The sequence below is a fragment of the Actinomadura sp. NPDC048394 genome, assembly GCF_040651755.1.
Lineage (GTDB): Bacteria > Actinomycetota > Actinomycetes > Streptosporangiales > Streptosporangiaceae > Spirillospora > Spirillospora montaniterrae.
This window is the reverse complement of sequence record NZ_JBEZJL010000022.1, coordinates 41,849-65,835: the sequence shown is the minus strand read 5'-3', so window position 1 is coordinate 65,835 and position 23,987 is coordinate 41,849. Positions and strand designations below refer to the sequence as shown.

Genomic DNA, 23,987 nt, shown 5'->3' with positions numbered 1-23,987 from the left:
GCGCCACGCCCCGTCCTGGACGCCCTGACCGGTGACGCGTGCCACGCGCGCCGCGCCCGTCCGGTGGGGCGGGCGCGGCGCGGGTCAGGGCGTCCCTCTCACGCGGGCAGCGGCGGCAGGTCGAACTCGTCGTCGCGCATCCGCAGCAGCGCGACCGTCGCGGACGCGAAGCCGACGCCGGTGAGCGCCCAGCCGATCGCCGGCTGCGCGTTCCCGCCCGTCACGTTGACGAACTCGACGAACGGGGCGGCGACGAGCGCGGCGGCCATCCAGCGCGGCGCGACCCGGGCCCGCCACAGCAGCACGCCGAGCAGGATCCGGCCGAGCGTGATCGCGATCAGCATCGGCAGCAGGGCGACGGAGACGACCGTCATCCCGTTCATCGCGCCGCTGAGCGTGGCGAGCGTCCCCGGGGCGACGCCCTTGTCCAGCCCGGCGAGCACCAGCAGGTCGGTGTTGGTGTTGCCCGCGCTCGACAGGAAGCCGAGCAGCACCACGGTCCCGGCGACCGCGGTGAGGGTGGGGTTGCGGCGGCGGCAGACCCAGAGCACCGCGATGGCGCCCGGGACCAGCGTCGTCACGAACAGCACGCCGAGCCACATGTTCGCCTCGACGGCGCCGCGGTGCGCGGCGATCGCGGCGACGGCGGCGGAGTCGTCGTCATCGCCGAGCCCGTAGGGGGTGAGGGCGCTGGTGACGGCGAGCGTCAGGCCGGCGACGGGCGCGGCGGCGGCCAGCAGCAGCCGCCAGTACCGGCGGTGGTCGCGGCGGGCGGCGGACGTGCGGCCGCCCGCCTCGGTGACGGTGGTGGACATGATCGGCTCCTCGCTCTCCCGGCGGCCGGCCCGCCGCCCCCGCGGGCGGGCCGGCCGGTGTCCCGGGCCTCGTGGTCACCGGCATGGTGCGGGCGCCCGGATCCCGCCGTCCCGAGCGCGGTTTCCCGGCCGGATCGGGACGTTCTCCCGGGGGCGCCGGGAAGCGCTCCGGGTCACAATCGGGGCGTGCCTCGCCCACGACTCGCAGGCCGCCGCCCTCCGACGGCGGGCGCCGCCGGACGCGCGGCGGCCCACGCGGTCGCCGCGGCGGCCGCCGCCCTGATCACCGCCGGAACCGTTCTGGCCGTCGCCGGACGGGACGCCTCCGCGCGCCCCGGCGCCGGTTTCGCGGACGGCGCGCACGTCTGGACGGAGCTGGTCCTGGCGTCGGCGTTCACGGCGGCCGGATGGCTGCTGGCGTCCCGCCGTCCCGGCGTCGTGTTCGGCTGGCTCGCGCTCGCCGCCGGGACCGGCCACGCGCTCGCGGCCGCCGGCGAGGGCTGGGCCGTCGTCGCGCTCGACGGCGGGCACGACCTGCCCTTCGCGTCGCTCGCGCTGCTGGCCGGCACCATGGGCGAACCGCTGGAGACGCTGGTCCTGGCGGCGACATGGGCGGCGTTCCCCTCGGGACGGCTCCCCCGCGGCGGGACCGGATGGGCGGCGCGGCTGAGCATCGGGCTGTGCGGCGCGGGATGGCTGTACGGGCTGGTCAGCCCGTTCCCGGCCGGGCAGTTGCCGGAGGCGTTCGCCGGCCTGTCCAATCCCCTGGACGCCGGGCTGCCCGCCTGGCAGCCGGTCCCGCTGTTCGCGTCGGGGATGCTGCTCGGCTCCGCGGTGGTCGTCGTCCGGTGGCTGCGGGCGGGCGGCGAGGAACGGCAGGTGCTGCGCTGGCTCGCCGTGGTCAACGTCGGCGCGATCCTGGTGACGCCGCTGGTCGTCGCGCTGCCCGCCGGGGAGCTGATCAGCTCCGCCGGGACGGTCGTGATGCTGGTCGTGGTGATCGCGGTCGTGCTGCGCAACCAGGTGTACGGCATCGACGCCGTCCTCAACCGGACCCTCGTGTACGTCCTGCTCACCGCGTTCGTCGCGGCCCTCTACGCCGCCGGGGTCGGGGTGCTCGCGCTGCTCGGCCAGGCGGCGGGCGGGCCCTGGACGGTGGTCGTCGCGGTCGGCGCCGCGTTCAGCCTCGCCCCGGTCCGGCTGCGCGTCCAGCGGCTCGTCAACCGGTTCCTGTACGGCGAGCGCGACGAGCCGTACACGGTGATCGGGCGGATCGCGTCCCGCCTGGAGGCCGCCGGCAGCATCGAGCACCTGCTTCCCGGCCTGCTCGAAGCGGTCGCGGGCGCGCTGCGGCTGCCGTCCGCCGCCGTCGAGATGCGCGGCGACGACGGCGCGACCCGCCGCATCGCGCACGGCGCCGCGCGCCCGGACGCGGCCGTGGTCCGCTTCCCGCTCGCCCACCAGGGGCGCGACATCGGCGCGCTCGCCGTCACCCTCCGCGCCGGGCAGCGCGCCCTGGACGCGCGCGAGACCCGGCTGATGCGCGACATCGCCCGGCAGGTCGCCGTCGCGGCGAGCAACGTCCTGCTGACCGAGGCGCTGGTGCGGTCGCGCGAACGGATCGTGCAGGCGGCCGAGGAGGAGCGCCGGCGGCTCCGCCACGACCTGCACGACGGGCTCGGGCCCGTCCTCACCGCCGCCGCGACCAAGGTCGACGCCGCGCGCAACCTCGCCGCCCGCGACACCGGCCGCGCCACCGACCTGCTCGGCCGGGTCCGCGCGGACCTGTCGGCGGCGCTCGGCGACCTGCGCCGCCTCGTCTACGCGCTGCGCCCGCCCGCGCTGGACGAGCTGGGCCTGCTCGGGGCGCTGCGCGAGCACCTCGGCCACGCCGCCGTGCCCGTGACGCTCACCGCGCCGGACGCGCTGCCCCGGCTGCCCGCCGCCGTGGAGATCGCCGCGTACCGGATCGTCACCGAGGCCGTCACCAACGTCGTCCGGCATGCCGCCGCGTCCGCCTGCACCGTGACGATCGGCTGCGCGGAGCGGCTCACACTGGAGATCCGCGACGACGGGACGTCCGGTGCCGCCTGGACGCCGGGCGTCGGCCTCACCTCGATGCGCGAGCGGGCGGCGGCGCTCGGCGGCACCTGGACGGCCGGGCCCGCGGACGGCGGCGGGCGCGTGTTCGCCGAGCTGCCCCTCGCCCTCGCCGCCGCCCTCCCGGGAGGTGCCCCGTGACCGGAGGTGCGCTGTGAGCGGTGTCCGCGTGCTGATCGTCGACGACCACCGGATCGTCCTGGACGGCTTCGCCGTGCTCCTGGACTCGGTGGACGGCATCGACGTCGTCGGCGAGGCCGCGTCCGGGGAGGAGGCCGTGGCGCTCGCCGCCGAGCTGGTGCCCGACGTCGTCCTGATGGACGTGGAGATGCCCGGGATCGGCGGCGTCGAGGCCACCCGCCGCATCACCGCGGCGCAGCCGGGGGTGGCCGTCGTCATGCTCACCATGTACGGGGAGGACGAGTTCGTGTTCGCCGCGCTGCGCGCCGGGGCGCGCGGCTACCTGCTGAAGGGCGCCGAGCAGGAGGACGTCGTCCGCACGGTGGGGGCCGCGGCCCGGGGCGACGCGGTGTTCGGGTCGCAGGTCGCGTCGCGGGTGCTGCGGACGTTCTCCGACCCGCGTCCGGCGGACGTCCCGTTCCCGGTCCTGACCGACCGGGAGCGGGAGGTGCTGGCGCTCCTCGCGAACGGCTGGCCGAACGGGCGCATCGCCCGCCATCTGGCGGTCAGCCCGAAGACGGTCGCCAACCATGTCTCCACGATCCTCGCGAAGCTGCACGCGCCGGACCGGGCGGCCGCGATCGTCCAGGCGCGCCGCGCCGGGCTGGGCGACCGCTGACGCGCGGCGTGACGGCGGTCTCGTTTTTAAACGCGTTCAAAAATCTGCGTTAGGCTCGTGGGGACACGCGGAGGTGGGCGCGATGAAGCTGGTGATCCCCGGCGGCACCGGGCAGGTGGGCACGATCCTGGACCGCGCGCTCACCGCCGCGGGCCACGAGGTCGTGATCCTGACGAGGCGGCCGGCGCGCGAGCGCGAGGTGGCCTGGGACGGCCGGACGCTCGGCCCGTGGGCGGCGGCGGTCGACGGCGCCGCCGCCGTGATCAACCTCGCCGGGCGCAGCGTCAGCTGCCGCTACACCCCCGCCAACCTGCGGGAGATGATGGACTCGCGGGTCGAGTCGGCGCGGGTCGTGGGCGAGGCGATCGCCGCCGCGGCGCGCCCGCCCAAGGTCTGGCTCCAGATGAGCACGGCGACCGTCTACGCCCACCGCTTCGACGCGCCCAACGACGAGGCGTCCGGCGTCATCGGCGGCGGCGAGCCCGGCGTCCCGCGCTACTGGTCGTACAGCGTCAGGATCGCCAAGGAGTGGGAGTGGGCGCAGCGGCGGGCCGCCACGCCGTCGACCCGGAAGGTCGCGCTGCGCGCGGCGATGGTGATGAGCCCCGACCGGGGCGGCGTCTTCGACGTCCTGCTGCGGATGGCGCGGCTCGGCCTCGGCGGGCCGGTCGCGGGCGGCGCGCAGTACGTGTCGTGGATCCACGAGGACGACTTCGTCCGCGCGGTCCGGTTCCTGATCGACCGGGACGACCTCGACGGGCCCGTGAACCTCGCCGCGCCCGGTCCGCTGCCGCAGCGCGCGTTCATGCGCGCGCTCCGCAACGCCTGGGGCATGCCGGTGGGCCTGCCGGCCACGAAGTGGATGGCGGAGATCGGCGCGCTCGCCCTCCGGTCGGACACCGAACTGCTGCTCAAGAGCCGCCGCGTCGTCCCCGGGCGGCTGCTCGACGCCGGGTTCGCGTTCGAGCGTCCGCGGTGGCCCGAGGCCGCGGCCGACCTCGTCCGGCAGGTGCGCGCCCGCTGATCAGGACCCGGCGGCGGTGCGGACGCCGCGCTCCCGCCAGGCCCGCTCCCACTGCCGGGTCAGCATCGGGTAGACGATCAGGTACCGGAACGGCGCGATGAGCGCCATATAAAGGCGTCCGAGCCTGCCGTTCGGCCGGACCAGGACCGCCATCCGCAGCTCGTGGCCGCCGTCCGGCGCGGGCGCCCAGCCCAGGTGCATGACGCCGTGGACGGTGCCGTTCGCCAGCTCGCGGACGTCCTCGTTCTCGAGCCGGTAGACGGGCGTGAACGGGGAGCCGTTCCGCTCGGAGGCGTCGACGGTGTCGCGGAGGTCGCTCGGCAGGCGGTCGCGCAGCGGCCGGACCCGGGAGCCGAGGCCGGTCGCGGGCCGGTCCCAGCCGAGCAGCGCGCCGAGCGTCCACCGGACGGCGAAAAGGAACCGGACCGGCGGGGCCTGCCGCGCGAAGCCGCCGGACGTCCGGATCGCGTCCAGCATCACGGGGAAGTCATCGGGGCCGGCGCCGGGGGTGCGGAAGGACCACACGTCCTCCAGCTCGAAGTCCTGGACGAACTCGTGGATGCGCCATGGCCGCTCGGTGTGCGCGCTGTCGGGGAGCCGCAAGGCGACCGCCTCCGCTCAGGTATACGGTTGCGTACAACACCAGGTTAACCCCGTTTATACGGGTGCGTATAGATGGTGCCGGGAGTGAGGTGGGGCACATGGCGGGCGCGACCCGCACACCGCGCGGCCGCTGGGTCGAGGAGGGCCTGCGGATGCTGGCCGAGGGCGGGCCCGACGCCGTCCGGATCGAGGCGCTGGCCAAGCGGCTCGGCGTCACCAAGGGCGGCTTCTACGGCTACTTCGCCGACCGCGGCGCCCTCCTGGAGGCGATGCTGGACGCCTGGGAGCGCGAGAGCACCGACGACGTCATCGCCCGCGTCGACGGCGAGGGCGGCGACGCGCGGACCCGGGCCGTCCGCGCGGGCATGCTCACCTTCTCCGGCGACCGGCTGCTCCCGCTCGACCTCGCCGTCCGCGACTGGGCCCGCCGCGACGAGGCCGTCGCCGAACGCCTGCGCCGGGTCGACGACCGGCGCATGGCCCTGCTCCGCGAGACGATCGGCACGTACTGCGACGACCCCGACGAGGTCGAGGCCCGCAGCCTGATCGCCTTCTGCGTCGCGATCGGGCACCACTTCCTCGCCGCCGGCCACGAGGGCCGCACCCGCGCCGAAGTCCTCGCCCGCGCCGCCGACCTCGTCCTCGGATAGCCGGCCGGCACCGCAGGTCGACGACGTCGGGGCGCTCGATGGGAGAATCCCGGCATGGCCGTCATCCACCAGACCACGCTCAAGCCGACCAAGCTGGAACTGCTGGCCACATGGCTCCCGACCCGCCCCTGGTACTCCGGCGGGACGGGCGGACCGGAGCTCGCCAAGGCGGGCGGCTTCCGGCTGGACGACCCCGACGGCGAGGTCGGGATCGAGTTCATCGTGGCCACCGACTTGTCCGGCCCGCGGCCGACCACCTACCTGGCGCCGCTCACCTACCGCGGCGCACCGCTCGACGGCGCGGACCACGCCCTCGTCGGCACCATGGAACACGGCGTGCTCGGACGGCGCTGGGCCTACGACGGCTGCCACGACCCGGTCATGGTCGCCCAGCTGACGGCCCTGCTCGAAGGCCGCGTCCAGGCCCAGGACCAGAACACCAGCGGCACCCCCGACCGCGAGGTGACCCGCTCCTACCGCGGCGAAGCCCTCACCGGCGCGAACTTCGTCATCACGGCCACCGACGACCAGGACGGCACCGTGCTGAGCATGCCGCACGGCGCGTCCCTCCGCTTGCACCGCGTCCTGCGTCCCAGCTCGGACGCCGCGCCTGCGGAAGCCCTCGGCCACATCGCCGGCGCCTGGACCGCCCCGGACGGCACCCGCGCACGAGGCCTGCTCGCCGTCGTGCACGACACGGCGCGTTGAGCGTCACGGCGCGTCGATAGTCAACGCTCGGGGCGCTGGGCGGCGGTTCCCGTGAGGAAGCCGGTGCCGACCGGACGGACGGCCGCCGTCCAGCCCCACGCCGCGAGGTCACGGACGAGCCGCTCCGGGTCGTGGAACACCTTGACGACCCGGTACTCGCTGCCGTCCTCCAGCCGGCGCCGCACCGAGGGCACGGCCTGCCCGGCGAGGACGTCCTCGGCCGCCGCCTCCCCCGGCCCGTTGTCGATGAACACCGCGCTGCCGCCGGGCGCGAGGGCGTCCGCGACCGTCCGCCAGAAACCGGGCAGCCGGTCCGGCGGGACGTGGGACAGCCAGAACGCGAAGAAGACAGTGTCGTACCGGCGGGACGGCCGCCACGCGAACAGGTCGGCGCACACGAACTCCACCGCCGTGGACGGCACGCGTTCACGCGCGATCTGCAGGGCCTCCGGCGAGGCGTCGACGGCGGTCACCGAGCGCGCCCGCTCGGCGAGGCGCCCCGTCCACTGCCCGGTCCCGCAGGCCAGTTCCAGCACGTCACCCGTGATCGGAAGGTCGTCGACCAGCGCCGTCAGGGCCCTCAGGTCGTCGCGCTCGTCATAGACCCGGTCGTACTCGCCCGCCCGCGCCCGGTAATAGGCGATCTGCTCGCGCACAGCGGCATCAGCGTCATTGCCCACACCACCAAACTAGATCGCCGCCACGCGGACGGTCAGCCGTCCTTCTCCCCGACGTCCAACGGCTTGGCGATCACGAACGTCCCCCTCCCGTGAACGCCCCGGACGAGGCCCTGTTCGCGGAGCAGCCTGATCGCCGCCTCCGCTGTGTTGACGGACACCTTGAACTCGTCCGCGACGGCCCGCACCGCAGGAATGCGGCGGCCCACGGGGTAGACGCCGTCCACGATGCGTGCCGTGAGAACGCCTGCCACCTGCAGGTACAGAGGCTCCATGCCGTCGAGATCGATACTCACATGGTCACACTAGGTGACCTGGAGGCACGCTTGGACATATCGGGGCATTCAGAATCACTAGGGGACACTGAGTGTCACTAGGTGTAGCGTCACTAAAAGAAGCGGCCCCGGCGCGGTGCGTCACCACTGCGCCGGGGCCTAGGAACCGACCTGAGTGGAGGTCCATCCCATGACCCCTGAGAGTAGAGCGCGGCTTGAGGCGCTGGGCGTGGTTCTGCGGGTGTACAGGCTGCACGCGTTCATGAGCGAGGACGGGTTGCGCGTGGTCAATCCGGCGGTGGAGGGGTGCTGTGGGGCGCATCCGTCCGACGTGATCAGCGTCCGGGCGCGGGAGGACGACGGCGGGCGGGCGTGGTTCTTCACGTCGTGGCGGCATCCGGTCGCGGAGGCGGAGCGGGTGGTGGACGCGGTGATGGTGATCCGCGAGCTGCTCGACGGCACGCCGGGGGTGGCGCTGTGATCGCGGTGTGGGCGTCCGCCATGTGCGCCGTGGTGGTGCTGACGGCGCTGGTCACGGCGCTCGCGATGGAGCAGCGGCGCCCGCGTTACCGGGGGCGGCATCGGGCGATGTTCTGAGAGCCGGTCAGACGCGTTCGAAGATGGCGGTGAGGCCTTGGCCGCCGCCGATGCACATCGTCTCGAGGCCGTAGCGGGCCTCGCGGCGGTGCATCTCGCGGGCGAGGGTGGCGAGGATGCGGGTGCCGGTCGCGCCGACGGGGTGGCCGAGGGAGATGCCGGAGCCGTTGACGTTGATGCGGTCCCAGTCGGCGTCCTTGACGTTCCACTCGCGGGTGACGGCGAGGACCTGCGCGGCGAACGCCTCGTTCAGCTCGATGAGGTCGATGTCGGCGAGGGTGAGGCCGGCGGCGGCGAGGGCCTTGGCGGTGGACGGGACGGGTCCGATGCCCATCGTGCGCGGCGGGACGCCCGCCCGCGCCCAGGAAACCAGCCGGACGAGGGGCCGCAGGCCGAGTTCGGCGGCGCGTTCCGGGGTGGTGACGATGCACGCGGCGGCGGCGTCGTTCTGGCCGCTGGAGTTGCCCGCGGTGACGGTGGCCTGGTCGTCGCTCTTGGCGAGGACGGGACGCAGCCTGCCGAGGGTCTCCATGGACGTGTCGGGGCGCGGGTGCTCGTCGGTGTCCACGATGGTGTCGCCCTTGCGGGACGTGACGGTGACGGGGACGATCTCGTCGGCGAACCGGCCGGACCTCTGCGCCTCGACGGCGCGCTGGTGCGAGCGGACGGACAGCTCGTCCTGCTCCTCGCGGCCGATGCCGTACTCGCGGCGCAGGTTCTCGGCGGTCTCCAGCATGCCGCCGGGCACCGGGTAGTTGACGCCGCCGGCGGTGGCGCGGCCGCGGGCGAGGGTGTCGTGCAGTTCGAGGGACGGCCCGCGCAGGCCCCAGCGCGCGGACGTCGTGTAGAACGGCGCGTTGCTCATGGACTCGGCGCCGCCCGCGATGATCAGGTCGCTGACGCCGGTCTGGATCTGCATCGCGGCGTTCAGCACGGCCTGGAGGCCCGAGCCGCAGCGCCGGTCGACCTGGAGGCCGCCGACCTCGATCGGCAGGCCCGCGTCGAGGGCGGCGACGCGTCCGATGGCGGGGGCGTCGGCGCTCGGGTAGCACTGGCCGAGGAACACCTCGTCGACCGCGTCGCCGGGCACGCCGGACCGCTCGACCAGCGCGCGGATCACGGTGGACGCGAGGTCGACCGGCTGGACGGTCTTGAACACCCCGCCGAAGCGGCCGATCGGGGTCCGCAGCGGCTCGCAGATCACCGCGTCGCGCATGGCAGGTTCTCCTCAATCCGGGAACGGCGGGCACTCCGCAGGTTATGACCTCGAAGTACGCGACCCGCGTCCGGGCCCGGGCACGGCGGGGGGTTGAATGCCAGGAAGGCGAGCGAGGAGGCGCGATGGAGCAGTGGGCCGCGGACGAATGGGCAGGGCGGGCGGCGACGGTCCGGGTCATCGGGACGGGCGCGATGGGGCGCGGGATCGCGCAGCTCGCGGCGGCCGGCGGGCTGACCGTGGAGCTGGCGGACATCCGGTTCGAGGCCGTGAAGAGCGCCGTCGAGCACGTCGGCGCGATGTTCGACAAGCTCGTCGCCAAGGGCCGGATGGCGGCGGACGACGCGGCGGCGGCGAAGGCGCGGCTGAAGCCCGTCGGCGAGCCGCTCACCCCGTTGCAGGGCTGCGACTTGGTCATCGAGGCCGTCCGGGAGGACCTGGACACCAAGCGGGAGCTGTTCGCGGCGCTGGAGAAGGCCGCCGACGAGCGGGTCCTGTTCGCGACGAACACCAGCTCGCTGCCGGTGACGGCGATCAGCGCGGCGCTCCGGGACCCGTCGCGGCTCGCCGGGCTGCACTTCTTCAACCCGGTCCCGCTGATGCGGCTCGTCGAGGTGATCCCGGGCGCGCGGACCGCCGGCTGGATCCCGGGCGCGCTGGCCGATCTCGTCCGGCGGCTCGGCCACGAACCGGTGCTCGCCCCGGACGCGCCGGGCTTCCTCGTCAACCACGCCGGGCGCGGCCTGGTGACGGAGGCGCTGCAGATCCTGTCCGAGGGCATCGCGGAACCGGCCGACATCGACCGCATCGCCCGCGACGTCCTCGGCCTGAAGATGGGCCCGTGCGAGCTGCTCGACCTCACCGGCATGGACGTCTCGCACCCCGTGATGGAGTCGATCTGGACGGGCTTCTACACCGAGCCGCGGTACCGGCCGTCCCGCATCGGCCGCGCCCGCATGGAGGCGGGGCTCCTCGGCCGCAAGTCGGGCGAGGGCTTCTACACGTACGTGGACGGCGTGAAGCAGGAACCGCCGGAGGCCACCGCCCCGGACGTCGGCGCCCGGCCGGTCTGGCTCGCCGAGGACCTGCGGGACACGCTCGGCGCCCTGCTGGCCGAGGCCGGCGTGGACGTCGAGACGGGCGGCGAGCCGTCGCCGGGCGCCGTCGTCCTCGTCGACGCGTCCCGCGGCGTGGGAGGCGGCCCGCACCCGGAGCGGACGCTCGGCATCGACGCGTTCTTCGGGTTCTTCAGCCGGCTCACCCTCGTCGTCCAGCCCGCCGTGGACCCGGAGGCCGGGCGCGCCGCGCTCGCCGCGCTGCTCGCGACGGGACGGTCGGTGACCGTCGTCCGGGACGCGCCCGCGGCGGTCGCGCCGCGGCTGCTCGCCTCGATCGTGAACGTGGCCTGCGGCATCGCGGAGCAGCGGCTGGCCCGTCCGGAGGACATCGACACCGCCGTCCGGCTCGGCCTCGGCTACCCGCGCGGGCCGCTGGAGTGGGGCGAGCACGTGGGCGCGGACCGCGTCCTCGACGTCCTGGAGACCCTGCACACCGGCACCGGCGACCCGCGCTACCGGCCCAGCCTGTGGCTGACCGCGCGGGCGGGCGGCTCCCTCGCCCTCACGGAGACGGGGACCAGCCCTTCCGACCTCCTGGCCTGAGCCGCAGCGGGCCGCCGCCCCCGCCCCGCCCCCGCCCGCGACGGGCGGGGGCGGCGCGCCCGCGAACCCCGTGCGCGGTCAGGGGAGGGCGGGGACCTTCGGGCCCGCGTCGGTCCAGCCGGCCTCGAGGATGATCCGGGAGACGTTCTTGCCTCCGGAGCCGTGCCCGACCCTGGTGGAGAGGACGAGCGAGCTGTCCGGGTCGATGATCATCGTGCTGGTGCCGCCCCGGCCCTCCGGCACGACCAGGCCGATCCCGGTGCGGCCCCGCTCGTCGGTGGTCCGGCCGGTGACGGTGACGCCCGGCGTGGCCGCCAGCGCCCGGTAGGCGGCGGCGCGCACCTTCGGCGCCACGGGGACGTCGGCGAGCAGCCCCGCCAGGCAGCCCGCGACGAACGTCCGCTGCGCGTTCGGGGGCACGGGGCCGTCGTCGTTGTGCAGCATCGCCCGCTTGAGGGCGCTCAGCAGCCCGGCGGGATCGGCGGGCAGCGCCTGCACCTGCTTGAAGGACATCTCCTTGTCGCAGACCAGGAAGGTACCGGGCCCCTTGTCCTTGAAGAGCCCGTGCCCGGAGGCCGCCTTGTTGGGCGAGCCGTCGCGCTTCCAGGCGGCCTCGTCCTTCGGGGCGATCTTCACGCCGGCTTCGCGGTAGCCGGTCCAGGACCGGCCGTCGCGGAGGGTCCAGGTCTCGCCGACCGTCAGCCTGCTCCCCCAGTAGCCGCCGTTGCGCGGGCCGCCGTGGAAGGGGATGCTCGTCAGCGTCCGGACGTGCCAGTACTTGCCGGTGGACGGTGCCGCCTCGGCGTGCTCGGCGGCGGTGAGCAGGACGGTCTTCGCCGACATCGGCTGGACGGCGCGCTGGCCGGGGTCGGGCGCGCGGGGCGCGGTGCCGGACGTCAGGGTCAGCGCGCCCGTGACGGCGGCGGCCGTGGCGGCGAGGCCGAGGCCGCTCCAGAGGGCGGGGCGGCGCCAGGCCCGGCGCGCCGCGCGCTCCGGCTCGCGCATCCCTTCGGTGAGCCGGCGGCGGACGGCGGCCTCGGCGTCCGGCGCGGGCGGCTCGTCGAGCATCGTGGCGATCATCTGGAGTTCGTCCATGGTCACAGGCCTTCCGTGGGGGCGGGCAGGGCGGCGCGGAGCTTGCGGCGGGCGCGGCTGAGGCGGGAGCCGACGGTGCCGTACGGGATGCCGAGGACGTCGGCGATCTCCTCGTGGGTGAGCTGGGCGAGCGCCTTGAGGAGCACGACGTCGCGGTCCTTGCGGGACAGCGCGGCGAGCGCGCGCGCCAGCGACGGCTGGAGCCGTTCGGCGGACACCGAGGCCGCGACGCGGTCGTCGTGGCCGCCGGGATCGCGGTCGGCGCCGACCTTAGCGAGGACCCGGTAGCGGCGGGTCTCGGTCCGCCGGTGCTGGGCGATCAGGTTGGTCGCGATGCCGAACAGCCAGGGCCGGACGTCTCCGCGGGACGGGTCGAAGGCGGCGCGGCGGCGGAACGCGGTGAGGAACGTCTCGGCGACGACGTCGTCGGCCGCCTGCGGGCCGAGGCGTCCGGCGACGTAGCGGTGGACGCCGGCGTAGTGCCGGTCGTAGACGGCGGTGAAGCGGTCGCCGTCGCGGACGGACGCGGCGAGCAGTTCCGCGTCCGTCGGGGCCGTCTCGGGTGGGGCGGTCACTCGGCCGCCCCTTCCTTGGGGTCCGGCATCGGGCACCTCCGGGGGATGGTCGTCACTTCTACTCCGCTCGTCCCCCCGCTCGCTTTCACGCGGGCTCGGCGACCTTCTCCGCGCCGGCGGGGGCGGCGGCGGGGCGGGGGACGCCGCGCAGGACGACCGCGGCGAACAGGGCGGCGGCGAGGGTGGCGCCGCATCCGGCGAGGGAGCCGATCGACACCGCGTGGACGAACGCGTCGCGGGCCTGGTGCGCGAGCGCGGGGTCGCCGAGCGCGAGGGCCTCGCCGAGCGAGTGCTTCGCGGCGGCGGGCGCGCCGTCCGGCAGGGCGCGGGCGTAGACGGCGGAGATGACGCTGCCGAGGACGGCGACGCCGAGCGCGTTGCCGAGTTCCTGGCCCGCGTCGTTCACCGCGGACCCGACGCCGGCCTCCTCGACGGGGACGGCGGCCATCAGCAGGTTGTAGGCGGGCGGGGAGCCGAGGCCCATGCCGAACCCGATGACGACGAGCCCGGTGATGATCGGGGCGAAGCCGTCGCCGGGGCCTTCGAGGGCGAGGGCGCCGAACCCGGCGGCGATGACGAGCAGGCCGGTGACCAGGGCGGGGCGGCCGCCGAGGCGCGCTTCGAGGGCGGCGCCGAGGCCGTTGCCCGCCGCGGCGGCGACGGCGCAGGGCAGCAGCGCGAGCCCGGCCTTGAGCGGGCCGTAGCCGAGGACGAGCTGGAGCGTCTGGGTGAGGGCGAACAGCGTCCCGGCGAGGACGAACCCGAGGATCGCGATGACGGCGGCGGAGCCGGAGAAGGCGCGCTGCCGCAGCAGGGCGAGGTCGAGCATCGGCTCGGGGTTGCGGCGCTGCCAGGCGGCGAACGCGGCGAGGGCGGCGATGCCGACCGCGAGGCCGGCGAGGGTGCGGGCGCCGGTCCAGCCGTGGCCGGGCGCGGAGATGATCGCCCACACGAGCGCGGCCATGCCGATGGTGGACAGCACGGAGCCGGGGACGTCCGGGCGGCGGCGCGGGCCGCGCGACTCGGGGACCAGGACGAGCAGGCCGATGACGGCGGCGGCCGTGACGGGGACGTTCACCAGGAACACCGAGCCCCACCAGAAGTGCTCCAGCAGCACGCCGCCGAGCGCGGGCCCGCCCGCGACGCCGATCATGGAGGTGGCGCCCCAGATCGCGAACGCCCTGGCGCGCTCGTCCGGGCCGAACACCTGCGCCATGATCGACAGGGTGCCCGGCATCAGGAAGGCGCCGCCGAGGCCCATCACGGCGCGCATGGCGATCAGCTCGCCGGGGTGCGCGGCGAACGCGCCGAGCAGCGAGCCGCCGCCGAACAGCGCGAACCCGATCAGCATGGCGCGGCGGCGGCCGAAGCGGTCGCCGAGGCCGCCGGCGGTGAGCAGCAGGCCGGCGAAGACGAGCGAGTAGGCGTCGATCGTCCACTGGACGTCGGACATGGTCGCGTGCAGGTCCTTGAGCAGCGACGGGATCGCGACGTTGAGGATCGTGTTGTCGACGGTGACGGCCAGCAGGCTCAGGCACAGGACGCCGAGGATCTGCCACCGGCGGGGGTGGGGCGGCGGGACGGCTGCGTTCACGGACGGTCTCCTCGTACAGTGTTCGAGCTCACTCGCACACTGTACGACGCGACTCGCACACTGTTCAAGTACTCTGGAGGGAACGAACCGAGCGCCGAGGAGGAACCGGATGGCGAAGGCGGCCGAGGCGGACGGCAAGAAGCCGCCGGAGTCGGTGTGGACGCGGCCCCGGCGGGCCAGGCGCGAGCAGCCGACGCTCACCCGCGACCAGATCGTCGACGCGGCGCTCGAGCTGCTCGACGCCGAGGGCCTGGACGGGCTCAGCATGCGGCGGCTCGGCACCCGGCTGAACTCCGGCGCGACGTCCGTCTACTGGCACGTCGCGAACAAGGACGAGCTGCTGGAGCTCGCCCTCGACCGGGTGATGGGCGAGGTCCGCGTCCCCCGCCCGGACACCCGCCCGGACACCGCCCCGGGCGCGGACGGCGGCGCGGGCGGATGGCGCGCCGCCGTCGCCGGCTACGCGCGCGACCTGCGCGCGATGATCCACCGGCATCCCTGGACGGTGCCGCTGTTCGGCGCCCAGCCGATGATCGGCCCGAACGCCACCCGCGTCCTCGACGAGGTGATCGGCGCCTTCGACGGGGCCGGCCTCACCGGCATGGCCCTGGACAACGCGATGTCGCTGATCGCCGACTACGTCATCGGCGCGGCCGGCAGCGAGGCGAGCTGGCAGGACGTCCACGGCACCGCGACGGGCGAGGACTGGGTGCAGGCCCTCGGCCCCTACCTCGCCGAGATCGCCGAGCGCCACCCCCGGCTCACCGCCCACATCCGGGAGGTCTGGGTCCGCGACACCGCCGACGTGGTGGAGGCGCGCTTCGACTACGGCCTGGCCTGCGTCCTGGACGGCATCGAGGCCCGCACCCGCCGTTGAGGTCGCGGCGTGCCGCCCTCATCCGGGTCCGGATGCGGGCGGCACGCCACGGACCTCAGAAGGGGAGCTTCACGGGGGGCTTCGGCTTGGCCTTTATCCAGCCGGACGACCGCACCAGCCAGTAGTTGATCACGAAGCCGGGCGCCTGCGACCGGTAGGCGCCGCCCGGCCGGGTCAGCACGTCCCGGCTGCCGAGCAGCTCACCGGTCGCCGGATCGAACATGATCTCCTCGTGCGAGGTGTAGGAGCCCTGCTCGGCGGCGGGGGCCCCGTACTCGCCGTCGATCCGGGCGGTGGTGTCGGGACCGGCCAGCGCGACCCCCTTGCGGCCGAGCCCGTCCACCACCGGCCCGATCGCCCGCACTCCGGGCTGCGCGGCGAGGGCCCGCATCAGCCCGGCCCGCACCGCCGGCGGGAGCGGCAGGTCCATCATCAGGTTCCCGACGTCCAGGACCTTGTTGCGGGAGCCGTGCGGATCCTCCGCGATCTCCCCGTCGACCTCGTCCATCATCGACTGGAGCACCTTCAGGCTCCGCGCCCTGTCGGCGCGCTTCTTCGGGTCGTCCGGGACGGGGGCCCTCCGCAGCGAGTCGACCTGCCTCTGGAGCGCCTGCTTCCGCCGTTCGGGCATGGACATTCCGCTGAGGAACCGCGCGGCGAGGCTCGCGGGGTCGGTGGGCAGGTTCTGCAGGTCGTCGACCGTCATGTCGCCGCCGTTCGGGCCGGAGCCGAACCAGTGACCGCCGCCCGCGGCGTCCGGATGGTCCACCTGCCACGGGGACGTGTGCCGGTCGTAGGTGTAGTAGTGGTCGTTCGACCACACCCGGAACGCCGATGGCGAACCGGCCTTCCGCCAGAGCGCCTCGTCCTTCGGCGTCAGCGGACGTGCCGGGATGTCACGCCCGTAGAACGCCTCGCCCATGCCCTTCTTCGCGCCCGCCCACCGGAAGGTCTCGAAGTGCGCACCGGTGATCGCGTACGCGCCGGTCTTCGGCCGCATGATGTAGGACTGGCCCGTGATCTGGTCGGTGTACCAGTACCTCCCGGTCGGCAGCAGCTCGGCCTTCGCCGCCGCCGCGAGGACCGCCTGCCTGTTCAGGTCCACCTTTCCCGGCCGCCTCGTCCCCTCGGACGCGCCCGGTGGACCGGACGTCCCCTGGCCGGTCGCCACGATCGCGACGGCCGCCGCGGCGCCCACGGCGACCAGGCCCGCGCCGAGCCCGAACGGCCACCCGAGGCCGAACGGGCGCCCGAGGCCGAACGGCCGCCCGAGCCGGCGCCGGCCCGCCGCCGACGCCCGGACGCGCCGCCCGCCCGACATCTCGCCCGCCAGCATCCCGAGCGCCTTCGCGGACGCCTCGGGCGACGGTTCCGGCGGTTCGGCCAGCAGCCGCCGCACGCCGTCCATCTCGTCGATCCGGTTCACGCCGTCGCCTCCTCCGTCATCAGTGCCGTCCGGGCGTCGCCGAGCGCCTCCCGCAGCCGGCGCCGGGCGCGGTGCAGCCGCGACGCGACCGTGCCCGTCTTCAGGCCGAGCGCCTGCCCGACCTCCTCGTACGACAGGTCGGCCAGCGCCACGAGGAGCAGGACGTCCCGCTCCCCGCGCGGCAGCCGGGCCAGCGCGTCCGCGAGGTCCGCGCCGGCGTCCCCGGCGGTGACGCGCGCCGCGACCAGGTCCTCGTGCCCGTCCTCGACGTTCTCGGCGGGGGTGCGGGCGAGCGCCCGGTACCGCCGCCCCTCGGCGCGCCGGTGCAGGCCGATCAGCCGGGTGACGATCCCGTACAGCCACGGGCGGACCGTGCCGCGCTCGGGGTCGAACCGGCCGCGCCGGCGGAACGCGACGAGGAAGGTCTCCGCGGCGATGTCGTCCGCCGCGTCGGTGCCGAGCCGGCGGGCCGCGTACCGGTGGATCTCGGCGAAGTGGCGGTGGAAGATCTCCGCGAACGCGTCCGGTTCCCGCCGCGAACGGACGATCACCTCGGTGTCGGAGCCGGGCCTGGCCGGGCCCTCGCGCTCCGGCGGGCGGTCGTGTGCCATGGGCGAATCCTCGCTGTGGGGGAGAAGCGGGTCACCCCGTTCTCAACCGATCCCCCGGAACGCCTTCGCCCTCCGCCCGGGAGGCCGGGCGGAGGGCGATGGCGGGGGGCGTACGCCATGGGACAACGGCAGCGCTCACCCCGGTCCGGGGGTCAGAAGGGGAGCTTGGCGGGGGGCTTCGGCTTGGCGTCAGTCCAGTTCGTCGCGCGGCTGGCCGAGTAGTTGATGATGAAGCCCGACTTCATCTCCGCGTACTCGCCGCCCGGCCGGGTCAGCGTGTCCTGGACGGACAGCAGCGCTCCGGTGTGCTCGTCGAAGACGATCACCTGGCGGGAGCGGTAGCCGCCCGGGTCGCCCTTCGGGCCGGCGGGGCCCGGGGTGGTCCGCTCGGCGGAGGCGAGCGCGACGCCGCGGCGGCCGAGCGGGTCGGTGACGTGCCCGATGGCCTGGACGCCCGGCTGCGCGGCCAGCGCCCGCATCAGCCCGGCCCGCACCTTCGGCGTGAGCGGCGCGCCGCCCAGCAGCGACGCGACCCGCCAGATCTTGGCGTAGGCGGCCTGCTCGGGGCTCGGCTTCCGCCCGCTCTTCGGCGACATGCCGAGCGCGTCCCCCATCTGCGCGTCGCTGAGGAAGATGCGGGCGAGCGCGGACGGGTCGGACGGCAGCTTCCGCAGCTCCTCGGCCGACTTGCCGAGGAACTCCCCGCCGCCGCGCGGGTCGATGCCCGCCTCCGGGCCGTCCGACCGCCACTTCGTCGCCTTGGTGGTGTAGGTGGTGGAGCCGCCGTCGGTCCGGACGCGGAAGCTCGACGGCGCGCCCGCCTTGCGCCAGAGCGCCGCGTCCTGCGGGGTCAGCGGGCGTGCCGGCAGGTCGCGCAGGTAGTAGCCCTCGCCCGTGCCGGACGTCGCGCCGTGCCAGCTGAACGACTCGCTCTGCGCGCCGGCGATCGCGTACGCGCCGGTCTTCGCCCGCACGATGTAGGACTGGCCGTCGAGCTGGTCGGTGTACCAGTACCGGCCGGTCGGCGCCTGCTCCGCCTTGGTCGCCGCGGCGAGCACCGCCTGCTTGTCGAGGTCGATCGGCCCGGCCGGCGGGCGGGCCGTGCCGCCGGGCGAGTCCGGCGAGCCCGAGGACCCGATCGTCGCGACCGCCACGGCCGCCGCGGCCCCGGCGGCGACGACGCCGGTCAGCGCCCAGGTGACGGGACGGCGCCCCCGCACCCGTCCCCCGGCGGGCGCGCCCCGACGCCCCGGCGCCCGTCCCCCGGCGGGCGAGGCGTCCGCCTCCGCCTGGAACGCGCGCCCGAGGTCGCGCTCCCGGCGGGCGCGGGCCGCGGCCGGGTCCGCGGGCGGGTCGAGCTGCGCGGGCCGCGCGTCCGCCAGCGCCCTCATCACGTCATGCTTCATCGGACGACCTTCCTCTCGGGAGTGACCAGGGACGGGCGGGGCGCGAGCGCGCCGGGGTCCGGCGCCCGCGACTCCCCGGTCAGCGCGCGTTCCAGGCGCCGCCGCGCCCGGTGCAGCCGCACGTAGAACGACGCCTTCGAGCAGCCGACGACCTTCGCCGCCCGGCCCGGCGACAGCCCGTGCCAGGCGACCAGCGCCAGCAGCTCGCGGTCGGCGTCGGGCAGCGCGGCGAGCGCGCGCAGCATCCCCGCGCGCTCGGCCACCGCCTCCCCGACGTCGCCCGCGGGCGGCTCGCCCGCCGCCCAGGTGCGCAGCTCGCGGGCCAGCGCGTCCTGCCGGTCCCGCGCCCGGTACGACTCGCGCAGCAGGTTGCGGGCGATGCCGAGCAGCCACGGCAGCGGCTCGTCCGGAAGGTCGCGGAAGCGCCGCCACGCGACGCAGAACGTCTCGCTGGTGATCTCTTCGGCGGCCTGCACGCCGACCCGGCTCACGGCATAGGCATGGACGCGCGGATGGTGCGCGTCGTACAGCGCCGTGAACCGGGCGATGTCTTCGGGGTCCGACAAGGTCCGAGCCCTTCGTCCGGGGGTTCCGTCACCCGGGTAGTGATCCGGAGCCCCCGGTTCTTACCGCAGCATCCCGGATATCAGCGGGACGGGAACGGCAGCCGTGCGGGCGGCGCCGGCTTCCTGTCGGTCCACTGCGCCGAGCGGACGGCCGAGTAGTCGATGATGAAGCCCGGCTTCATCTCCGCGTACGGCCCGCCGGGCACGGTCAGCTGGTTCTGGCGGGCCAGCAGCGCGCCGGTGCGCTCGTCGAAGACGATCACTTCGCGGGAGCGGTAGGTGCCGCGCTCGGCGGCGGGCCCGCCGTACTCGCCGGTGACCTTCACCGCGCGCTCGTCGGCGGCGAGCGCGACCCCCTGGCGGCCCAGCGGGTCGGTGACCCGGCCGATCGCGTGGATGCCCGGCTGGGAGGCCAGCGCGCGGATCAGCCCGGCCCGGACCTTCGGCGGGACCGGCGCGTTCAGCAGCGACGCCACCCGGGAGATCCGGACGAGCGCCCACCCTCCGGGCGGGGTCTTCACGGCCACTCCCGCCCGGAGGCGCAGCGCCTTCCCCATCTGCGCCGGGGTCAGGAACCTCTGGGCGAGTTCGGCCGGATCCGACGGCAGCTTCTGCAGCTCCTCGACCGACTCGCCGAGGAAGTCCCCGCCGCCCCCGGCGTCTCCGCCGCGGTCCGGGCCGTCCGATCGCCACCGCGCCGCCTTCGTCGCCCCGGTGGGGAAGGTGAGCCATTTGTCGCCCGACCAGACCCGCAGCGCCGCCGGGGAACCGGCGCGCCGCCATGCCGCCTCGTCCTGCGGCGTGATCGGCCTCGCCGGCAGGTCCCGGTCGGCGTACCCCTCGCCGGTCCCCTTCTCCGCGCCGGCCCAGGTGAACGACTCGGTGAGCGCGCCGGTGATCGCGTACGTCCCGGTCTTCGCCCGGACGACGTAGGACTGGCCGAGGATGTGGTCGGACGACCAGTACCTGCCGGTCGGTGCCAGTTCCGCCTTCGCCGCCGCCTGCAGCACCGCCTGCTCGTTCAGGTCGAGCACCCCCCGCCCGCCCGGGCCGGTGCGCGTCCCGCCGTCCGGCGTGCCGTGGCCGGTGAGCGCGACGGCGACAGCCGCCGCGGCACCGGCGGCGACCACGCCGAGGCTGATCCGAAACGGCCACCCGAACCGGGACCTCCGCGGCGGCTTCTCCTCCCACAGCGCGCGCGCCTGCGCGATCTCCGTCATGGTCGGCGGGGCGGGGTCGCCGTACGCCTCCCGGACGGTCCGCAGCTCATCCATGGTCGTCCTCCACATCGCGCATAGGGTTGGTCCCGCCGAGTGCTTCGCGCACCTTCCTCCTGGCCCGGCTGAGCCGGGAGCCGACCGTCCCGTACGGGACGTCCAGCGCCGCCGCGACCTCCTCATGGCTGAGGTCGGCGAGCGCGACGAGCAGCAGCACGTCGCGTTCCCCGGCGGGCAGCGCCGCGATCGCCCCGGCCAGCCGGCCGCGCAGGCCCTGCGCGCTGACGCGGGCGTCCACCGCGTCCGCGTGGCCCTCGCCGCCGCCGGTGTCGCCGGGGCCGAGCCGCGCGCGGGCCCGCAGGGCGCGCACCTCGCTGCGCCGGTGCTTGGCGATCAGGTTCGTCGCGATGCCGTACAGCCAGGTGCGGACGGCCGCACGCGCGGGGTCGTAGCGGTCGCGGCGGCGGAACGCCTCCAGGAACGTCTGGGAGGCGACGTCGGACGCGGCGTCGGGGCCGAGGCGCCGGGCCGCGTAGCCGTGGATCTCGGCGAAGTGCGCGTCGAAGACCTCCCCGAACCGGTCGGGGTCGTGCAGGGACGGCCGCGGCACGGCCGGGCCGCGGGCGGCCCGGGGCGGTGCCGCGGCGAGGGGGTCCCCTGTCATGTGGTGCCTTTCCGTCGCACGGATGGCGGTCACAGACGTATCACCCGGAACCCCTCGCCGCTTTCGCACCGGATCCGGGTTTCCCGGGCGGCACCGGGAACCGGAATAGGTGGCTCACACGTCCTGTTGTAGAGGGCGTCAGCAAAGTTGAGTCCAGTCGACTCAAGTCATTTGACAACGAGCCGGCGGCCGGGCACTCTTGCGGACAGACAAGACATCGACCGGCCGCACCCCGGGGGCGACCGGGGCGCGATAACACCGGAAACGACGGAGGACGAGAGACATGGCACGTGCGGTCGGCATCGACCTCGGGACGACCAACTCGGTCGTCGCGATCCTGGAGGGCGGCGAGCCCACCGTCATCGCCAACGCGGAGGGGTCGCGGACCACGCCGTCCGTCGTCGCCTTCGCCAAGAACGGGGAGGTCCTGGTCGGCGAGGTCGCCAAGCGCCAGGCGGTGACCAACGTCGACCGGACGATCCGGTCGGTCAAGCGCGAGATGGGCACCGACTGGAAGACCAAGATCGACGACAAGGACTTCACCCCCCAGCAGATCAGCGCGTTCGTGCTGCAGAAGCTGAAGAGGGACGCCGAGTCCTACCTGGGCGAGACGGTCACCGACGCGGTCATCACCGTCCCCGCCTACTTCTCCGACCACCAGCGCCAGGCCACCAAGGAGGCCGGCCAGATCGCGGGCCTGAACGTCCTGCGCATCATCAACGAGCCGACCTCGGCCGCGCTGGCCTACCACCTGGAGAAGGAGAACGAGGCCACCATCCTGGTGTTCGACCTCGGCGGCGGCACGTTCGACGTGTCCCTGCTGGAGGTCGGCGACGGGGTCGTCGAGGTGAAGGCCACCTCCGGTGACAACCACCTCGGCGGCGACGACTGGGACAACAAGGTCGTCGACTGGCTGGTGGAGAAGTTCAAGAACGCCAACGGCGTCGACCTGTCCAAGGACAAGATGGCGCTGCAGCGGCTCCGCGAGGCCGCGGAGAAGGCGAAGATCGAGCTGTCCGGCTCGTCCGAGACGCAGATCAACCTGCCGTACATCACCGCGTCCGCCGAGGGCCCGCTGCACCTGGACGAGAAGCTCACCCGGGCCGAGTTCCAGCGGATGACCTCCGACCTGCTCGACCGGACCAAGGCGCCGTTCAACTCGGTGCTCAAGGACGCCGGCATCACCGTCGGCGACATCGACCAGGTCGTCCTGGTCGGCGGCTCCACCCGGATGCCCGCGGTGTCCGAGCTGGTCAAGGAGCTGACCGGCGGCAAGGAGCCGAACAAGGGCGTCAACCCCGACGAGGTCGTCGCGATCGGCGCGAGCCTGCAGGCCGGCGTGCTGAAGGGCGAGGTCAAGGACGTCCTGCTGCTGGACGTGACCCCGCTGAGCCTCGGCATCGAGACCAAGGGCGGCATCTTCACCAAGATCATCGAGCGGAACACCACGATCCCGACCAAGCGGTCGGAGACGTTCACCACCGCCGACGACAACCAGCCGTCCGTGGAGATCCAGGTCTACCAGGGCGAGCGCGAGATCGCCGCGTACAACAAGAAGCTCGGCACCTTCCAGCTGACCGGCCTGCCGCCGGCGCCGCGCGGCGTCCCGCAGATCGAGGTCACCTTCGACATCGACGCCAACGGCATCGTCAACGTCAGCGCGAAGGACCAGGGCACGGGTCGCGAGCAGTCGATGGTCATCACGGGCGGCAGCGCGCTGCCCAAGGAGGACATCGAGAAGATGATGCGCGACGCCGAGAACTACGCCGAGGAGGACCGCAAGCGCAAGGAGGAGGCCGAGGTCCGCAACCAGGCCGACACCCTCGCGTACTCGACCGAGAAGTTCCTGCGGGAGAACGACGAGAAGGTCCCCGCGGAGCTGAAGACCGAGGTCAACGACGCGATCGCCGAGGTGAAGAAGGCCCTGGAGGGCACCGACGTCGACGCGATCAAGGGCAGCGCCGAGAAGCTCGCGCAGGTCTCCCAGAAGATGGGCGCGGCGATGTACGCGCAGAACCCCGAGGGCGCCCAGCCGGGCGCCGAGGACGCCGGCCCGACGGCCGACGCCCAGGGCGCGCAGGACGACGAGGTCGTCGACGCCGAGATCGTGGACGACGACAAGCCGAAGGGTGACGCCTCGTGACCTCCTCTTCCCGCGAGGGCGAGGAGCAGGAGGGCCCGGTGATCCGCGACAGGCGGCGCATCGACCCGAAGACGGGGAAGCTCCGGGAGCCGGCGGAGGAGCCGGCCCCGGAGGCCCCGGCCAACGGGGGCACCGGGGAATCCGATGAGGAGGTCTCCTCGCTGAAGACGCAGCTGAACGAGCGGCTGGCCGACCTCCAGCGGCTCAAGGCCGAGTACGACAACTACCGCAAGCGGGTCGAGCGGGACCGGGTCGCGGTCCGCGAGCAGGCCCTCGGGCAGGTGCTGTCCGAGCTGCTCCCGGTGCTGGACGACATCGGCCGCGCCCGGGACCACGAGGAGCTCACCGGCGGGTTCAAGTCCGTCGCGGAGAGCCTCGAGGCGGTCACCGGCAAGCTCGGCCTGGAGAAGTTCGGCGAGAAGTCCGAGCCGTTCGACCCGACCGTGCACGAGGCGCTCATGCACTCGTACTCGGCGGACGTGACCGAGACGAGCGTCGCGGACGTCCTCCAGCCCGGTTACCGGATCGGGGAGCGGGTCCTGCGGCCCGCCCGCGTCGCGGTCGCCGAGCCCGACCCGAACGCCGGCGCCGACGACGAGAGCGGCGACGAGGGCGAGTGATCGACCCGCGGGGCCCGTCCCGTCCTGGGACGGGGACGGGCCCCGCGGCGCACGTGAAGACAAGACGC

At 74.6% G+C, this 23,987-nt stretch carries 24 protein-coding genes; 10 read left to right on the top strand and 14 right to left on the bottom strand.

Annotation, left to right across the window (positions count from 1 at the left end):
- Positions 1-98: 98 nt before the first annotated feature.
- Positions 99-815 carry a DUF4386 family protein gene (locus AB0C78_RS17885; protein WP_360748741.1) on the bottom strand — a complete coding sequence of 239 codons (717 nt, stop codon included), beginning with the start codon at positions 813-815 and terminating at the stop codon, positions 99-101.
- Positions 816-1,001: 186 nt separating this feature from the next.
- On the opposite strand from AB0C78_RS17885, the gene AB0C78_RS17880 reads away from it, so the two are divergent.
- The 3 genes from AB0C78_RS17880 (at position 1,002) to AB0C78_RS17870 (ending at position 4,738) form a co-directional block, all read left to right on the top strand.
- Positions 1,002-3,056 (top strand): sensor histidine kinase, encoded by a 2,055-nt coding sequence (locus AB0C78_RS17880; protein ID WP_360748738.1) that lies wholly within the window; start codon positions 1,002-1,004, stop codon positions 3,054-3,056.
- Between the two features lie 13 nt (positions 3,057-3,069).
- On the top strand, positions 3,070-3,714 hold the full coding sequence (locus AB0C78_RS17875) for a response regulator transcription factor (protein ID WP_360748735.1): 645 nt from the start codon (positions 3,070-3,072) through the stop codon (positions 3,712-3,714).
- An 82-nt stretch (positions 3,715-3,796) separates the two neighbouring features.
- Positions 3,797-4,738 carry a TIGR01777 family oxidoreductase gene (locus AB0C78_RS17870; protein ID WP_360748732.1) on the top strand — a complete coding sequence of 314 codons (942 nt, stop codon included), beginning with the start codon at positions 3,797-3,799 and terminating at the stop codon, positions 4,736-4,738.
- On the opposite strand, the gene AB0C78_RS17865 is transcribed toward AB0C78_RS17870, so the two are convergent.
- Positions 4,739-5,341, bottom strand: coding sequence for a DUF2867 domain-containing protein (locus AB0C78_RS17865; RefSeq protein ID WP_360748729.1), 603 nt, complete (start codon positions 5,339-5,341; stop codon positions 4,739-4,741).
- Between the two features lie 98 nt (positions 5,342-5,439).
- On the opposite strand from AB0C78_RS17865, the gene AB0C78_RS17860 reads away from it, so the two are divergent.
- A complete protein-coding gene (locus AB0C78_RS17860) occupies positions 5,440-5,991 on the top strand; it encodes a helix-turn-helix domain-containing protein (protein ID WP_360748726.1) in 552 nt (183 codons plus the stop codon).
- 54 nt (positions 5,992-6,045) lie between these two features.
- Entirely contained in the window at positions 6,046-6,699 is a 654-nt protein-coding gene (locus AB0C78_RS17855; RefSeq protein WP_360748723.1) for a 1,4-alpha-glucan branching protein, read from the top strand.
- Positions 6,700-6,719: 20 nt separating this feature from the next.
- Here AB0C78_RS17855 and AB0C78_RS17850 read toward each other — a convergent pair whose 3' ends face one another.
- Both AB0C78_RS17850 and AB0C78_RS17845 read right to left on the bottom strand, forming a co-directional pair.
- Entirely contained in the window at positions 6,720-7,379 is a 660-nt protein-coding gene (locus AB0C78_RS17850) for a class I SAM-dependent methyltransferase (RefSeq protein ID WP_360748720.1), read from the bottom strand.
- Positions 7,380-7,411: 32 nt separating this feature from the next.
- On the bottom strand, positions 7,412-7,672 hold the full coding sequence (locus tag AB0C78_RS17845; protein WP_360748717.1) for a winged helix-turn-helix domain-containing protein: 261 nt from the start codon (positions 7,670-7,672) through the stop codon (positions 7,412-7,414).
- Between the two features lie 169 nt (positions 7,673-7,841).
- On the opposite strand from AB0C78_RS17845, the gene AB0C78_RS17840 reads away from it, so the two are divergent.
- The gene (locus AB0C78_RS17840; protein WP_360748714.1) at positions 7,842-8,132 is read left to right on the top strand and encodes a hypothetical protein; all 291 of its coding nucleotides are present in this window, start codon (positions 7,842-7,844) and stop codon (positions 8,130-8,132) included.
- Between the two features lie 123 nt (positions 8,133-8,255).
- Here the strand turns inward: AB0C78_RS17840 and AB0C78_RS17835 are convergent, their stop codons facing one another.
- Complete coding sequence (locus AB0C78_RS17835) at positions 8,256-9,464, bottom strand: acetyl-CoA C-acetyltransferase (RefSeq protein ID WP_360748711.1); 1,209 nt, start codon at positions 9,462-9,464, stop codon at positions 8,256-8,258.
- Between the two features lie 125 nt (positions 9,465-9,589).
- Between AB0C78_RS17835 and AB0C78_RS17830 the strand changes: the two genes are divergently transcribed.
- The gene (locus tag AB0C78_RS17830; protein ID WP_360748708.1) at positions 9,590-11,125 is read left to right on the top strand and encodes a 3-hydroxyacyl-CoA dehydrogenase; all 1,536 of its coding nucleotides are present in this window, start codon (positions 9,590-9,592) and stop codon (positions 11,123-11,125) included.
- Positions 11,126-11,203: 78 nt separating this feature from the next.
- Here the strand turns inward: AB0C78_RS17830 and AB0C78_RS17825 are convergent, their stop codons facing one another.
- The 3 genes from AB0C78_RS17825 to AB0C78_RS17815 form a co-directional block, all read right to left on the bottom strand.
- Positions 11,204-12,220, bottom strand: a complete 1,017-nt coding sequence (locus tag AB0C78_RS17825) for a CU044_5270 family protein (protein ID WP_360748975.1) — start codon at positions 12,218-12,220, stop codon at positions 11,204-11,206.
- Positions 12,221-12,222: 2 nt separating this feature from the next.
- Positions 12,223-12,795, bottom strand: a complete 573-nt coding sequence (locus AB0C78_RS17820; protein WP_360748705.1) for an RNA polymerase sigma factor — start codon at positions 12,793-12,795, stop codon at positions 12,223-12,225.
- 85 nt (positions 12,796-12,880) lie between these two features.
- Positions 12,881-14,389 (bottom strand): MFS transporter, encoded by a 1,509-nt coding sequence (locus AB0C78_RS17815; protein WP_360748702.1) that lies wholly within the window; start codon positions 14,387-14,389, stop codon positions 12,881-12,883.
- A 109-nt stretch (positions 14,390-14,498) separates the two neighbouring features.
- On the opposite strand from AB0C78_RS17815, the gene AB0C78_RS17810 reads away from it, so the two are divergent.
- Entirely contained in the window at positions 14,499-15,266 is a 768-nt protein-coding gene (locus AB0C78_RS17810) for a TetR/AcrR family transcriptional regulator (protein ID WP_360748699.1), read from the top strand.
- Between the two features lie 55 nt (positions 15,267-15,321).
- On the opposite strand, the gene AB0C78_RS17805 is transcribed toward AB0C78_RS17810, so the two are convergent.
- The 6 genes from AB0C78_RS17805 to AB0C78_RS17780 form a co-directional block, all read right to left on the bottom strand.
- Positions 15,322-16,692 carry a hypothetical protein gene (locus tag AB0C78_RS17805; RefSeq protein ID WP_360748696.1) on the bottom strand — a complete coding sequence of 457 codons (1,371 nt, stop codon included), beginning with the start codon at positions 16,690-16,692 and terminating at the stop codon, positions 15,322-15,324.
- Positions 16,689-17,303: an RNA polymerase sigma factor gene (locus tag AB0C78_RS17800; RefSeq protein WP_360748693.1), complete on the bottom strand. Its 615-nt coding sequence runs from the start codon at positions 17,301-17,303 to the stop codon at positions 16,689-16,691. The genes AB0C78_RS17805 and AB0C78_RS17800 overlap by 4 nt, the downstream gene beginning before the upstream one ends.
- Positions 17,304-17,455: 152 nt before the next feature.
- On the bottom strand, positions 17,456-18,709 hold the full coding sequence (locus tag AB0C78_RS17795) for a CU044_5270 family protein (RefSeq protein ID WP_360748690.1): 1,254 nt from the start codon (positions 18,707-18,709) through the stop codon (positions 17,456-17,458).
- Entirely contained in the window at positions 18,706-19,275 is a 570-nt protein-coding gene (locus tag AB0C78_RS17790; protein ID WP_360748687.1) for a sigma-70 family RNA polymerase sigma factor, read from the bottom strand. Before AB0C78_RS17790 ends, AB0C78_RS17795 begins: the two co-directional genes overlap by 4 nt.
- Before the next feature lie 80 nt (positions 19,276-19,355).
- On the bottom strand, positions 19,356-20,549 hold the full coding sequence (locus tag AB0C78_RS17785; RefSeq protein ID WP_360748684.1) for a hypothetical protein: 1,194 nt from the start codon (positions 20,547-20,549) through the stop codon (positions 19,356-19,358).
- Complete coding sequence (locus tag AB0C78_RS17780) at positions 20,542-21,156, bottom strand: RNA polymerase sigma factor (RefSeq protein WP_360748681.1); 615 nt, start codon at positions 21,154-21,156, stop codon at positions 20,542-20,544. Before AB0C78_RS17780 ends, AB0C78_RS17785 begins: the two co-directional genes overlap by 8 nt.
- 283 nt (positions 21,157-21,439) lie before the next feature.
- On the opposite strand from AB0C78_RS17780, the gene dnaK reads away from it, so the two are divergent.
- The gene (gene dnaK / locus AB0C78_RS17775) at positions 21,440-23,299 is read left to right on the top strand and encodes a molecular chaperone DnaK (protein WP_151546119.1); all 1,860 of its coding nucleotides are present in this window, start codon (positions 21,440-21,442) and stop codon (positions 23,297-23,299) included.
- On the top strand, positions 23,296-23,919 hold the full coding sequence (gene grpE, locus AB0C78_RS17770) for a nucleotide exchange factor GrpE (protein ID WP_360748678.1): 624 nt from the start codon (positions 23,296-23,298) through the stop codon (positions 23,917-23,919). Before dnaK ends, grpE begins: the two co-directional genes overlap by 4 nt.
- The last annotated feature ends 68 nt before the right edge of the window (positions 23,920-23,987 follow it).